This is a genomic window from Actinoplanes sp. DH11 (genome assembly GCF_020873875.1).
Taxonomy (GTDB): Bacteria; Actinomycetota; Actinomycetes; order Mycobacteriales; family Micromonosporaceae; genus Actinoplanes.
The window spans coordinates 241,790-255,076 of sequence record NZ_JAHWGU010000004.1 but is presented as its reverse complement, the minus strand read 5'-3'; the positions used below and the strand labels follow the sequence as shown (position 1 = coordinate 255,076).

Annotated in this window: 13 protein-coding genes; 10 read left to right on the top strand and 3 right to left on the bottom strand. The window is 71.0% G+C overall.

The window, feature by feature from the left end; all coding sequences use genetic code 11:
* Nucleotides 1–32 precede the first annotated feature (32 nt).
* From LPA41_RS08290 to LPA41_RS08270, 5 genes are all read left to right on the top strand, one after another.
* Nucleotides 33–1,319, top strand: coding sequence for a pitrilysin family protein (locus tag LPA41_RS08290; RefSeq protein WP_229069350.1), 1,287 nt, complete (start codon nucleotides 33–35; stop codon nucleotides 1,317–1,319).
* Nucleotides 1,320–1,334: 15 nt separating this feature from the next.
* On the top strand, nucleotides 1,335–2,303 hold the full coding sequence (locus LPA41_RS08285; RefSeq protein WP_374238127.1) for a phosphatase PAP2 family protein: 969 nt from the start codon (nucleotides 1,335–1,337) through the stop codon (nucleotides 2,301–2,303).
* Nucleotides 2,304–2,307: 4 nt separating this feature from the next.
* Nucleotides 2,308–3,066, top strand: coding sequence for a 4-hydroxy-tetrahydrodipicolinate reductase (dapB, locus tag LPA41_RS08280; RefSeq protein WP_308036526.1), 759 nt, complete (start codon nucleotides 2,308–2,310; stop codon nucleotides 3,064–3,066).
* 137 nt (nucleotides 3,067–3,203) lie between these two features.
* A complete protein-coding gene (locus tag LPA41_RS08275) occupies nucleotides 3,204–3,641 on the top strand; it encodes a hypothetical protein (protein ID WP_229069349.1) in 438 nt (145 codons plus the stop codon).
* On the top strand, nucleotides 3,638–4,477 hold the full coding sequence (locus LPA41_RS08270) for an MFS transporter permease (RefSeq protein WP_229069348.1): 840 nt from the start codon (nucleotides 3,638–3,640) through the stop codon (nucleotides 4,475–4,477). Before LPA41_RS08275 ends, LPA41_RS08270 begins: the two co-directional genes overlap by 4 nt.
* Before the next feature lie 1,120 nt (nucleotides 4,478–5,597).
* Here LPA41_RS08270 and LPA41_RS08265 read toward each other — a convergent pair.
* The gene (locus LPA41_RS08265; RefSeq protein WP_229069347.1) at nucleotides 5,598–5,984 is read right to left on the bottom strand and encodes a DCC1-like thiol-disulfide oxidoreductase family protein; all 387 of its coding nucleotides are present in this window, start codon (nucleotides 5,982–5,984) and stop codon (nucleotides 5,598–5,600) included.
* Between the two features lie 4 nt (nucleotides 5,985–5,988).
* Nucleotides 5,989–6,564, bottom strand: coding sequence for a GNAT family N-acetyltransferase (locus LPA41_RS08260; protein ID WP_229069346.1), 576 nt, complete (start codon nucleotides 6,562–6,564; stop codon nucleotides 5,989–5,991).
* Nucleotides 6,565–6,604: 40 nt separating this feature from the next.
* On the opposite strand from LPA41_RS08260, the gene LPA41_RS08255 reads away from it, so the two are divergent.
* The 5 genes from LPA41_RS08255 to LPA41_RS08235 all read left to right on the top strand — a co-directional run bounded on the left by LPA41_RS08255 (nucleotide 6,605) and on the right by LPA41_RS08235 (nucleotide 12,657).
* Entirely contained in the window at nucleotides 6,605–7,825 is a 1,221-nt protein-coding gene (locus LPA41_RS08255; RefSeq protein ID WP_229069345.1) for a winged helix-turn-helix domain-containing protein, read from the top strand.
* Nucleotides 7,826–7,830: 5 nt separating this feature from the next.
* Complete coding sequence (locus tag LPA41_RS08250; protein WP_229069344.1) at nucleotides 7,831–8,382, top strand: DUF2752 domain-containing protein; 552 nt, start codon at nucleotides 7,831–7,833, stop codon at nucleotides 8,380–8,382.
* Nucleotides 8,383–8,408: 26 nt separating this feature from the next.
* Complete coding sequence (gene dapA / locus LPA41_RS08245; protein WP_229069343.1) at nucleotides 8,409–9,302, top strand: 4-hydroxy-tetrahydrodipicolinate synthase; 894 nt, start codon at nucleotides 8,409–8,411, stop codon at nucleotides 9,300–9,302.
* A 13-nt stretch (nucleotides 9,303–9,315) separates the two neighbouring features.
* On the top strand, nucleotides 9,316–11,004 hold the full coding sequence (locus tag LPA41_RS08240; RefSeq protein ID WP_229069342.1) for a ribonuclease J: 1,689 nt from the start codon (nucleotides 9,316–9,318) through the stop codon (nucleotides 11,002–11,004).
* Nucleotides 11,005–11,091: 87 nt separating this feature from the next.
* Entirely contained in the window at nucleotides 11,092–12,657 is a 1,566-nt protein-coding gene (locus tag LPA41_RS08235) for a S1 family peptidase (RefSeq protein WP_229069341.1), read from the top strand.
* A gap of 145 nt (nucleotides 12,658–12,802) precedes the next feature.
* On the opposite strand, the gene LPA41_RS08230 is transcribed toward LPA41_RS08235, so the two are convergent.
* Entirely contained in the window at nucleotides 12,803–13,216 is a 414-nt protein-coding gene (locus LPA41_RS08230) for a YbjN domain-containing protein (protein ID WP_229069340.1), read from the bottom strand.
* Between the last annotated feature and the right edge of the window lie 71 nt (nucleotides 13,217–13,287).

The window sequence follows — 13,287 nt, the reverse complement described above, 5'->3', positions numbered from 1 at the left end:
CGTCCAACCACCCCACCGCCGCCCCGAAACGGATGAGGACCGCCTCCCTCCAAGAGGGCGTGCACCGCACCGTTCTCCCCTCGGGCCTGCGTATCGTCACCGAGGCGATCCCGACCACCCGCAGCGCCTCGCTCGGGATCTGGGTGGGCATCGGCTCGCGGGACGAGCGGCCGTCGCTGCACGGCGCCTCGCACTTCCTCGAGCACCTGCTCTTCAAGGGCACCCACAAGCGCTCCGCGCTGGACATCTCCGCGGAGATCGAGGCCGTGGGCGGCGAGACGAACGCCTTCACCACGAAGGAGTACACCTGCTACTACGCGCGGGTGCTCGACGCCGACCTGCCGCTCGCGGTGGACGTGCTGGTGGACGCGGTCGCCGACTCGATCCTGGAGCCGGCGGACGTGGAAACCGAGCGTGGCGTGATCCTCGAGGAGATCGCCATGCACGAGGACGAGCCCGGCGACGAGGTGCACGACGTCTTCGCCGAGGTGATCTTCGGTGATCACCCGCTCGGCCGGCTGATCTCGGGCACCCCCGAGTCGATCACGCCGATGACCCGGGACCAGATCAACCGGTTCTACCGCAAGCACTACACGGCCCCGGAGATCCTGGTCGCGGCCGCCGGCAACCTGGACCACGCCACCGTCGTGAAGCTGGTGCGCAAGGCCCTCGCCGGCAGCCCGCTGGACACCGGGCCGGCCGCACCTGCCGCCACCCGCCGCTCCGACCGGCGGGTCCGCTCCGGCAAGCCGCGGACCGCGGTCGTGCACCGGGACACCGAGCAGGCGCACATCGTGCTGGGCGGGCCCGGGCTGGGCCGGCACGACGACCGGCGGTTCGCGCTGGGCGTGCTGAACAACGTGCTCGGCGGTGGCATGTCGAGCCGGCTGTTCCAGGAGATCCGGGAGAAGCGCGGCCTGGCCTACTCGGTCTACTCGTACGCGAGCCAGCACGCCGACGCCGGCCTCGTCGGCGTCTACGCGGGCTGTGCGCCGGCCAAAGCGGCCGAGGTGCTCGATCTCATCCGGGTGGAGTTGGACCGGGTGGCGGAGAAGGGCATCACGCTGGAGGAACTGTCCCGCGGCAAGGGGATGGTAAAGGGCGCCTACGTGCTGGGCCTCGAGGACACCGGTTCCCGGATGAGCCGGCTGGCCAAGTCAGAACTGCTGCACGGCGACCTGATGACCGTGGACGAACTGCTCACCCGGGTCGATGCGGTGACCGTCGACGAAGTGAACGCGATAGCTGCCGAACTCTTCGGTGGGGAGCGCTCGCTGGCCGTGGTGGGACCGTTCGGCGAGGACGACTTTCCCGCGTAGCTACCCTTGGACCCCGTGACGACCCTGGAGACACCGCCCGAGACATCCGCGACCCCGCCACCACCGGAACTCCGGAAGCGGCGGATCATCGGGATGCTGATCTGGGCGGTGGTCTTCGCCGTCGGGGTCTGGTTCACCGGCGTGCCCACCAGCGATCCGCTGATCGCCTTCGGCTGGCTGTGGCTGGCCACCATCGCGTGGCGCAACTACGAGCCGTGGAAGACGCACCTGCGGTTCCTGCGGGACTGGCTGCCGATCTGCCTGCTCCTGGTGATCTACAACGTGTCCCGCGGTTACGCCGACGGCCTGTTCGCGCCGCACGTCACCGAGCTGATCGCCTTCGACAAGTGGATGTTCGGCTGGTTCACCGGCGGCCTCACCCCGACCGAGTGGCTGCAGAACCACCTCTACCAGCCGGACACGGTCCAGTGGTGGGAGGTGGTGACGTCGATCGTCTACTTCTCGCACTTCCTGACGCTGCCGACCATCGCCGTGGTGCTCTGGATGCGGTCGCGCCCGCAATGGGCACGGTTCATGCGCCGCTGGTTCACGCTCTGCGTCTTCGGCCTGATCACCTACTTCCTGTACCCGGCCGCCCCGCCCTGGTGGGCGGCGGAGCCCCAGCACGGCTCACTGATCACGGCGACCCGCATCTCGACGAACGGCTGGGACGCGATCGGCCTGCACGGCGCTGGCAACACCCTCAACGCCCTCCAGGTGGAGGCGGCGAACCCGGTCGCCGCGATGCCGTCGCTGCACACCGGCTTCGCGTTCATGGCAGTGGTCTTCTTCCTGCCGGTGGTCCGCCGGCGATGGTGGCCGCTGCTCCTGGCCTACCCCCTCGCGATGACGTTCACGCTCGTCTACTCGGCCGAGCACTGGGTGATCGACGTGCTCGTCGGCTGGGCGTACGTCGGGGTGGTCTTCCTGGTCGTGGGGGTCGCGGAGCGGTGGTGGGAGGCGCGTCGCCGTACAGTAAATTGACGGTGTGACAGACGTGGCTGAACCCATTCGTGTCGGTGTTCTCGGTGCCCGGGGCCGCATGGGCCTCGAGGTGTGCAAGGCGGTCGACACCGCCGCCGACCTCGATCTGGTCGCCATGATCGACCAGGGGGACCTGCTCTTCCAGGCCTCCGACACGGGTGCTCAGGTCCTCGTCGACTTCACCAACCCCGACGTGGTGATGGACAACCTGCGGTGGGCGATCCAGCAGGGCATCAGCGTGGTCGTCGGCACGTCCGGCTTCAGCGAGGAGCGGCTCGACCAGGTCCGCGGCTGGCTCGCCGAGAAGCCCGGCGTCGGCGTCCTGATCGCGCCCAACTTCGGCATCGGCGCCGTACTCATGATGCAGTTCGCCGCCCGGGCCGCCCGCTACTTCGAGTCCGTCGAGATCATCGAGCAGCACCACCCGCGCAAGCTGGACGCGCCCAGCGGCACCGCCATGCACACCGCCAAGGTGATCGCCGAGGCCCGCGCGGCGGCGAACTGCCCGCCCATGCCGGACGCCACCAAGGAGGAGCAGCTGGGCGCCCGCGGCAGCGACGTCGACGGCGTCCGGATCCACTCGGTCCGCGCCTCCGGCCTGGTGGCGCACCAGGAGGTGCTGTTCGGCACCACCGGCGAAACCCTCACCATCCGGCACGACTCGCTGGACCGGTCCTCGTTCATGCCGGGTGTGCTGCTGGCGGTCCGCAACGTGCGGCAGCGGCCCGGCCTGACCATCGGGCTCGACCCGCTGCTGGGCTGAGCGGCCAGCCCCGGTTCCGACCCGGTGCTGGTTCAAGCCGCCGGCCCGGGTTTCCGACCCGGTGCTGTTTTGAGCCGCCGGCCCGGGTTTCGACCCGGTGCTGCGCCGGCTTGGAGTGGGCGGCTACCTTGTCGTCGATGACCGAGCTGACGACACGTGGCCGCCGGGTCCGGGTCCTGGCGACCGGCACCGCGTTCCTGCTGCTGCTCGCCGGCACGTTCTGGGGTGCGGACGACGACTTCCCGTTCGGCCCCTTCCGGATGTATGCGACAGCCCCCGACCCGAACGGCGCCGCCAAGGACACCCGAGTCGAGGGCGTCGACGTGACGGGCGCCGTCGTGGCGATCACCGAGGCGAACAGCGGCATCCGCCGCGCCGAGATCGAAGGACAGCAGGGGGCGTACGAGGCCGACCCGTCCCGCCTGGAACAGGTCGCGCAGGCGTACGAGGAGCACACGCCCGGCGCACCCGCGCTGCGCGAGGTACGGATCGTGGTCCGCTGGCACCCGGTGCGCGACAGCCGCCCGACCGGCACGTTCACCGACGAGGTCGTCGCCGACTGGATCCGCCCATGATCATGCGCTGGCTCTTCGAACCGGTACCGAAGGGGCGGATCGCCGCCTTCCGTACCCTCGTCTACCTCTTCGTCGCCGCCGACCTGGTGATCTTCACGCCGTGGGTGCGCTCGCACGCGAACACTCCCGGCGAGCTCTACGAGCCCCTGCTGATCGGCCGTCTGCTGCACCTGCCGACCCCGACCCCGCTGCTGGTGCACGGCATCTTCTGGACTCTGCTCGTCCTCGCCGCGGCCGCCGCCACCGGCCGTGCGCCACGCCTGCTCGGCTGGGCGGTCTTCCTGCTCTACTTCGAGTGGATGATCGTCGCGATGAGCTACGGCAAGGTCGACCACGACCGGGTCGGCCTGCTTGTGGCACTGGCGGTCCTGCCCACCGCCGGCCGGGCCCGGCACGGCGATCAGGAGCGGACCGAAGCCGGTGGCTGGGCCCTGCGCGTCACCCAGATCGCGGTGGTCTGCACCTACTTCCTGGCCGCGCTGGCGAAACTGCGGTTCGGCGGCCTGGACTGGCTGACCAGCTCGGTCCTCGCCCAGGCGATCATCCGGCGCGGCACCGACCTGGCCGACGCCATCGCCGTCGTACCCGGCCTGCTGATCCTCGCCCAGTTCGGCATCATCGCCTTCGAACTCCTCAGCCCGGCCGTCTTCCTGGTCCCGCAGCGCTGGCGCAACGCCATCGTCGCCTTCTTCTACTCCTTCCACGTGATCACCTTCGCCACGATCACGATCTCGTTCGCCCCCCACCTGGTGGCGATGGCAAGCTTCCTGCCACTCGAGAAACTGCGCCCGCCGGCCCGTCTCCGGCGCCGCCACAGGACTCCGTCCCCGCCCTGAGAGCTTCCGGGCGTACGGCTTCCGCCCCTCCCGTCCATCACGGCCGTCCACTGCGGCGATGTCTCTTCGGCGCTGGGTGGGAGGGCGGCCGGAATCCGCCGGTCGGTGCGGCCTCCGTGATGGCACGAGCCGGGCTCGCCTGGGCGTCGATGGCACGAGCCGGGCTCGCCTGGGCGTCGATGGCACGAGCCGGGCTCGCCTGGGCGTCGATGGCACGAGCCGGGCTCGCCTGGGCGTCGATGGCACGAGCCGGGCTCGCTGCGCGTCGATGGCACGAGCCGGGCTCGCTGCGCGTCGATGGCACGAGCCGGGTGACCGTTGTCTCGCTTGCGCGTCGTTCCAGTGCCCCGTCCAGCGCAGACCGCGTTCCTGGCGGCTCGGCTCCTGTCCGCGCGTTCGGTGGCGCACCAAATCCTTTGCGCTTGTCCGGTCGACGGCCGCGGCGCCGATCCGGGCCGTCCCTGTGACCAGTGAAGCATCGTTTGCCGCTTTCCCGATGCTTTGTTCTGGCCAGGGCGCGGTCCGGAGCTTCGGTGCGCAGGATGTCGGGCCGGCGGCAGGCGGGGAATACCCGGGCGAAAGGGCTGGAACTGGGGCCGGCGGTGACTTGGGTTTCGTGGCTTTCGTCCCGTCTGCGGCCAATGGATGGCCAGCCGTGTCCCGCTGGGGTGGGTCCGCGTGGCGTTGTTGATCTGCTAGCGGTGCGAAATCGTGGTTTAGACCCCTTGATCACAGCGATTTCGTAGCGCTAGCAGATCAACATCTCGGCATGCACGGTGTGTCCGGCGCTACCGGGGCGGAACCGGGGGACGCGCGGCTGATGCGCGGGCGGTATCGGCGGGCTGGCGACCCGGGGTGCGGCGTTCGAGGGTCACCGCGTCCGCGTCCGCGTCCGCGTCCGCGTCCGCGTCGGCTCGGTCCCGGCGGGTGGTTCGCGGCCGGTCGAGGGGGCCGCCGGGCCCGGTTCCGCGCCCGGTTCCGCGCCCGGTTCCGCGTCCGGTTCCGCGTCCGGTTGCGCCGGGGCCGGCGGCGGGGTGCGCCGGGGCATGGACGTCAGTGTTTGAGGGTGGGGGACGGGGTGGCTGGGGTTGGGTGCTGCGAGAGGCGTACCCGAGGGGATTCAGCGTCGGGGGACCGCGCAGGCCGCCGTGCCGCCGGGCATGAGGTGGCGGTGGTCGGCCACCCACTGGTAGGCGGGCCAGGCCAGCCGGCTGACCGGTCGCAGGCCGAGGACCGCGCCGGGGAGTGACCAGAATCGGCCGGCGTCTTTCAGCATCAGGGCGATGGCGTCGGGGCCGGAGGCGATGACGCCGTCGGCGCCGACCCATTGGACCGCGGCTTCGGCCTGTTCGGCGGTGAGGCCGAGGGCGTCGAGGTCGGCGAACTGCCAGGGGACGACCTTGGCGGTGGTGGGGATCCGGCGCTCGATGAACTCGGCGCAGAGGGAGCAGAAGGAGCAGTCGCCGTCGAAGACGAAGGTGGCGGGGGCGGATGCGGAGGTTGTCACTCTTCTATTCTCCGGCGGGGTCGAGGTCGAGTGCGACGTGCAGGCGGATCTGGGGTACGAGCAGGTCGTCCACGTCGAGCGCCCGGCTCGCGCCGTCCTGCGCCCAGCCGGTGGATTCGAGGAATTTGCGCATCACGTCGTCGGACTCGTAGGCCCAGGCGACCGCTGATCCGAATCCGTCCTCGCGCCAGTGGTCGACCGCGGCGGCGAGCAGCCGGCTGCCGTGGCCGCGTCGTCCCCAGCGCGGCTCGACCAGCAGGTCGGTGATCGCGGCGACGTCGTCGGCGAGCGGTTTCTCGGACGGGGCGAGGGCGTGCTCGTCGGCCGGGCCGGCGGCCGCGAAACCGACCACGGTCTTGGTCGTCTCGCCCTGTTCGACGGCGATCAGGACGCGGTGGCGGGCCGACGGCGGCGCGGTGATCGCCTCGGTCCAGCCGCGGGCCAGGTAGGACTCGTCGAGGTTGGCCAGCACGTGTGCCGGGAACATCCGCCGGTAGGCGGTGCGCCAGGTGGTGAGCTGGATGCGAGCGATCTCCGCGGCGTCCTCGGGACGCGCGGGGCGGACGAAGCCGAGAGCCATGGCCGCAACTTTGTCACACCCGTGTCCTACGGTGCTTCACGTGGCTGTCCCCGATTCGCTCACCGTCGCACAGGCCCGCCGGATCACCCTGGCCGCGCAGGGTTTCACCGACCCCGCGCCGGGTGGCGTCACCGACCTGCGCCACCTGCGCCGGGTGCTGCGCCGGGTGCACCTGATCCAGATGGACTCGGTGAACGTCTTGCAGCGCGCCCACTTCATGCCGCTCTACAGCCGTCTCGGGCCCTACCCGGCCGGGCTGCTGGAGCGGGCGGCCTACCGCCGGCCCCGGGAGCTGTTCGAGTTCTGGGGGCACGAGGCGTCGCTGATCCGTGCCGACCTGCAGCCGCTGTTCCGCTGGCGGATGGCCCGGGCCGGCGAGTTGGCGTGGGGCAACATGAGGCGCATCGTGGTGGAGCAGCCCGACCTGGTGGCCTGGGTGCTCGACGAGGTGCGCGAGCGCGGGCCGATCACGGCCGCCGAGATCGAGCACGACGCCCCGCGCAGCAAGGACCACTGGGGGTGGAACTGGTCGGTGGTGAAACAGGCCCTCGAGTGGCTGTTCTATTCCGGTCAGGTCACCGCGTCGGAGCGGACGAGTTCGTTCGCCCGCCGCTACGACCTGCCGGAGCGGGTGCTGCCCCGGGCCGTGCTGGAGGCGCCGACGCCGTCACCCGAGGAGTCGTTCCGGTCCCTGGTGGAGTTGTCGGCGCGGGCGCTCGGGGTGGCGGCCGAGACGGAGCTGCGTGACTATTTCCGGCTGCCGCTGCAGGCGACCCGGGACGCGATCGCGGACCTGGTGTCGGCCGGGGTGCTGCTGCCGGTGACGGTCGCGGGCTGGCGGCCGCGGGCCTACCTGCACGCCGAGGCGCGGCTGCCGCGCCGGGTGCGGGCGGCCACGCTGATCAGCCCGTTCGACCCGCTGATCTGGGAGCGGGCCCGCACCGAGCGGCTGTTCGACATGACCTACCGGATCGAGATCTACGTGCCAAAACCGCAGCGGGTGTACGGGTACTACGTCCTGCCCTTCCTGCTCGGTGACCGGTTCGTGGCCCGGGTCGACCTCAAGGCCGAGCGGCGCACCGGTGAGCTGCAGATCCCGGCGGCCTGGCTGGAGCCGGGCGCCGACCCGGAGGAGACGGCCGGTGCGCTCGCCGCCGAGCTGGTCCGGCTGGCCGGTTGGCTGGGCCTGACCAGCGTCGGGATGCCGGAGCGGGGCGACCTCGCGGCCCCGCTGAAGGCGAGCCTCGCGGGTGTAGCGTGACGGCCATGAGCAGCACAGCCGGTCAGCTCCCGCCGTGGCTGGCCGACCAGCCGGTGCAGGGCCCGCCGCTGCCGCCGGAGTGGCTGGCCTATCCCTACCCGCCGCCCCAGCAGGACCGGATCACCCGGTTCGTGGAGCGCGTCGCGGCCCGGTCGCCGATCTGGCTCGCCCCGGTGGCACTGCTCGCCTGCATGGGCGCGGCCGCGGGTTACACGCTCGTCAGCGATCCGGCGTCGGCGCAGGCCGGTGCCGAGCCGACGTGCCTGCTGAAATACGCGACCGGCTTCGTCTGCCCGGGCTGCGGCGGCACCCGTGCCGCCTGGTTCCTGCTGCACGGCGACCTGCCGGCGGCGGCCCGGCACCACGCCCTCTTCGTCTTCGCGGTGCCGTTCCTGCTCTATGTCTACGTGGCGTGGGCCGGGCGCCGGCTGTTCCGGTGGCGCTTGCCCCAGTTGTCCGTCAGTCCGGCCGCCATGATCGGATTCATGGGGGTCTGGGCTGTCTGGAGCGTCTTGCGTAACCTGCCCTGGGTCCCGTTCACCGCTTTCTACGTGTGACCGGGGCGTCCGATAGGTTGTCAGGTATGACGCACGACCCGCGGCCCTTCGGACGGCTGCTGACCGCCATGGTGACACCGTTCACCCCGGACGGCTCCCTGGACCTCGAGGGCGCGGCCCGGCTGGCCGCACACCTCGTCGACGAGCAGCGCAACGACGCGCTCGTGGTCAGCGGGACCACCGGGGAGTCACCCACCACGACCGACGCGGAGAAGGAGACCCTGCTGAGGGTCGTCATCGACGCGGTCGGCGATCGTGCCAAGGTGGTCGCCGGGGTGGGCACCAACAGCACCGCGCACACCATCGAGCTCGCGCACGTCGCGGAGAAGGCGGGGGCGCACGGCCTGCTGGTCGTCACGCCGTACTACAACAAGCCGCCGCAGGCGGGCGTCGAGCGGCACTTCCGCTCGGTCGCCGACGCCTCCGGGCTGCCGATCATGCTGTATGACATTCCGCACCGGGCCGGCACGGCGATCGACACCGAGACGCTGGTGCGGCTCGCCGAGCACGAGCGGATCGTCGGGGTCAAGGACGCCAAGGGTGACCTGATCGCGACGTCCTGGGTGCTGTCCCGGACCGATCTGGCCTACTACTCGGGGGACGACGCGGCCACGCTGCCGCTGCTCTCCATCGGCGGTGTCGGCCTGGTCGGCACGTCGACGCACTTCACCGGTGTGCTCGCCAAGGAGCTGATCGAGGCCTTCGAGCGGGGCGACACCGCCACCGCGCTGGCCCGGCACCGGCAGGCTCTGCCGCTGTTCACCGGCATCTTCCGATCGCCGGGGACCATGCTGGTCAAGGCCGGATTGAACGCCTCCGGCCTGCCTGCGGGGCCGGTCCGGTCGCCGCTGGTCGACGCCGGCGAGGACGAACTTAACCAACTGCGCCAGGACGCCGCCGCCGCCGGCATCGTTCTCTGACAGGAAGAGGCGAATGAGTCAAGCTCACGTGGAGCTGGGTCCGCCGCCGCCACTGCCGGAAGGCGCCTTGCGCGTCGTCCCGCTCGGCGGACTCGGCGCCATCGGCCGCAACATGACGGTCTTCGAGTACGACGGGAAACTGCTCGTTGTCGACTGCGGGGTGCTGTTCCCCGATGTCGAGCAGCCCGGCGTCGACCTGATCCTGCCCGACTTCGCGCCCGTCCTGGACCGGCTCGACGACATTCAGGCGATCGTGTTGACCCACGGGCACGAGGACCACATCGGTGCGGTGCCCTATCTGCTGGCCCACAAGCCGGACATCCCGCTGGTCGGGTCGGAGTTCACGCTCGCGCTGATCGAGGCGAAATTGGCGGAGCGGCGCCTCGACCCGTACACGCTCACCGTGCGGGAGGGCCAGACCGAGCGCCTCGGCCCGTTCGAGTGCGAGTTCTTCGCGGTGAACCACTCGATCCCGGACGCGCTGGCGGTCGCCGTGCGCACGCCGGCGGGTCTGGTCCTGCACACCGGCGACTTCAAGATGGACCAGGTGCCGCTGGACGGCCGGATCACCGACCTGGCCGGGTTCGCCCGGCTCGGTGCCGAGGGCGTCGACCTGCTGCTCTCCGACTCCACCAACGCCGAGGTCCCCGGGTTCGTGACCCCGGAGCGGGACATCGGCCCGGTGCTCAGCTCGATCTTCGGCAAGGCCCGCGGCCGGATCATCGTGGCCAGCTTCGCCTCGCACGTGCACCGGGTCCAGCAGGTGATGGACGCCGCCTGGGAGTACGACCGGAAGGTCGCCCTGATCGGCCGCTCCATGGTCAGGAACATGGGCATCGCCCGTGACCTGGGCCTGCTGCGCATCCCGGACGGCCTGCTGGTCAGTCTCGACGAGGCGACCCGGCTCCCGCCCGACGAGATCGTCTTCATGTCGACGGGTTCACAGGGCGAGCCGATGAGCGCCCTCGGCCGGATGTCCACCGGCGACCACCGGCACATCAGCATCACGTCCGGCGACACCGTGGTGCTCGCGAGTTCGCTGGTCCCGGGTAACGAGACCTCGGTCTACCGGGTGATCAACCAGCTGGCCCGGGCCGGCGCGACAGTGGTGCACAAGGAGACGGCGAAGGTGCACGTCTCCGGGCACGCGCCCGCCGGGGAGCTGCTCTACCTGCTCAACGTGGTCCGGCCGAGCAACCTGATGCCGGTGCACGGCGAGTGGCGGCACCTGCGCGCCCACGCCCAGCTCGGCATCGAGTCCGGCGTCGCGCCGGACCGGGTGGTGCTCTGCGAGGACGGCGACGTGGTGGACCTGGTCGAGGGCCACGCCCGCGTGGTCGGCCGGGTCAAGAGCCGGTATGTGTACGTCGACGGTCTCGCGGTCGGCGACGTCAGCGAGTCGCTGCTGACCGAGCGGCGGATCCTCGGTGACGGCGGTTTCATCGCAGCCACCGTGGTGATCGACTCGGTGACCGGCAAGGTGGTCGGGGAGCCGAGCATCTCGGCCAAGGGCTTCTCCGAGGACCCGGACGCCTTCAACCCGGTGATCCCGTTGCTCACCGCGGCGCTGCACCGGTCGGCGGAGGACGGCATCACCGACCCGCACCAGTTGCAGCAGGTGGTGCGCCGGACGGTGGGCCGCTGGGTCAACGACGCATATCGCAGGCGGCCGATGATTGTCCCCACTGTGGTGGAAGTCTGACACTTTTTAAACCGTTCTCGGTCGAGCTGCGTATTCCCAGTCACCGGTGCCGCCCCCACGGCACCCGTGGCGGAGGGAGTTCTCCAGATGCAGCGCAGACCGATCGCCGTGACGGCGGCGGTGGTGGTGGCGGCCGGGGCGGCGGTGGCTTTCACCCTGCCGTCCATGGCCGGCACCAACGAGCCGGACGAACCGGCGCGGGTGAGTTCCGGGGGAGTCGCACCGGAACTGCTCGCGGCGATGAAGCGCGACATGGGCCTCGACGGTGACCAGGCGCGTACCCGGCTTGCCCGTTCCGAGTGGGCCGGCGGTGTCTCGGCCACGCTGGCCATGCAGACCGGCGCCGGCTTCGGCGGCGCCTGGCTGGCCGAGGACGGCACCACGCTGAAGGTCGCGGTGACCGGTTCGGGCGCGGCGAAGGCGGTCAAGGCCGCCGGTGCGGTGCCGGTGCTTGTGAAGCGGAGCGAGGCGCAACTCGACGCGGCGAAGTCCAAGCTGGACGCGGCGGTCGCCGAGGCCGACGAGCTGACCGGCTGGTATGTCGACGTCGCCACCAACAAGGTCGTCGTGGTGGCGAAGCCGGGCGCGAAGGACGAGGCCCTGGAGTTCGCCACCGATGCCGGGGTGCCGGCCGCCGCGGTGACCGTCAAGGTCAGCAAGGCGCAGCCGAAGCCGCTCTTCGACGTGCGGGGCGGTGACCCCTACTTCATCAACGTGGGTGGCGGGCAGGCCCGCTGCTCCATCGGTTTCTCGGTGGAGGGCGGCTTCGTGACCGCCGGACACTGCGGCGCCGAGGGCTCGCAGACGACCGGCTTCAACAACGCGGCGCAGGGCACCGTGGAGGCGTCGGTCTTCCCGGGCGAGGCGGACATGGGCTTCGTCGCGGTGAACGGCGACTGGACGCCCCGGGCGGTGGTCAACGACTTCCGGGGCAACGAGCTACCGGTGGCCGGCAACACCGAGGCGCCGGTCGGCGCGGCCATCTGCCGGTCGGGTTCCACCACCGGCACGTTCTGCGGCACGATTCTCGCGAAGAACCAGACCGTCCGGTACCCGGAGGGCGCGGTCACCGGTCTGACCCGTACCGACGTGTGCGCCGAGGGTGGCGACTCGGGTGGTCCGTGGCTCTCCGGCGACCAGGCCCAGGGCGTGACCTCGGGCGGTTCCGGCGACTGCACGTCCGGCGGCGAGACGTTCTTCCAGCCGCTCAACGAGATCCTGGCGGCGAGCGACCTGACCCTTGTCACCTCCGGTGGCGGTGCCGAGCCGCCCGCCGGTGCTGAGCCTCCCGCCGGTGGCGGGGCCGAGGAGCCGCCCGCCGAGGAGGAGCCGGCCGCGTCCGCCTGTGACGCGCTCCCGGTTCAGCGCCAGGGCAGCGTCTCCCGTGCCGGTTCGGCGCAGGCACAGCCGGACGGCGGGGCCTACCGGGCCCGCGCCGGCACGCACACCGCCTGCCTGGACGCGCCGGACGGCGCCGACTTCGACCTGGTGCTCCAGCGGCAGAACAGCCGCGGCCAGTTCCGGGCGGTGGCCCGCGCGACCGGTGCGGGCGACAAGACGCTGACCTTCGAGGGCCGGTCCGGCACCTACCGGTACGTGGTCGTGGCCACCGCCGGCTCCGGCGCCTACCAGCTCGGGTTCAACGTCTCCTGACGGCCGTCCCCGGCACCTCCACCCGGCCGGGTGACCGGGTCCGGCAGCACCGATCAGGGCCCCGCTCGCACGAGCGGGGCCCTTGTCGTGTGCCCGAGAGGTGCCCGGGACGCCGGCGGTACGGAGGTCCTTCAGGTGCCCGGGGTCAGGAGCCGGACTTCAGCTCGCCGAGCGCCTCGCCCATCCGGCAGCCGGTCGCGATGCCGCAGAGCAGCACCTGGTCCAGCTGCTCCGGGGTCACGCCCCGCTCCCAGTCGGCGGAGACCTCACCGATGACGATCGCCTTGCCGTCGTCGGTGACCTGCACGTACGACTTCGGCCACAGCTGGTCGCGGTTCCAGGCGTTGCAGAACTCGTACAGCTTCGGTACGTCCTCGACCGAGAAGACGTGCTGCATCATCGCCCGGATCTGGAGCATCTCCTGGCGCTCGCCCAGCCGGAAGAAGTAGATGAGGTTGCCCTGGAAGTTGCCGGCGATGTCCCCGTCGGCATCGACGAAGTACGAGAAGCCACGCGCGTCCAGCGCGGCCTTAATCATGTCGTTATCGAGAGGCTGCACCTCGTGATGGTATCGAGGGTTGATCAGTGCCTACCCCGAGTTGCGCTCAGCCGCAGGTCAGCGGCTCGGCC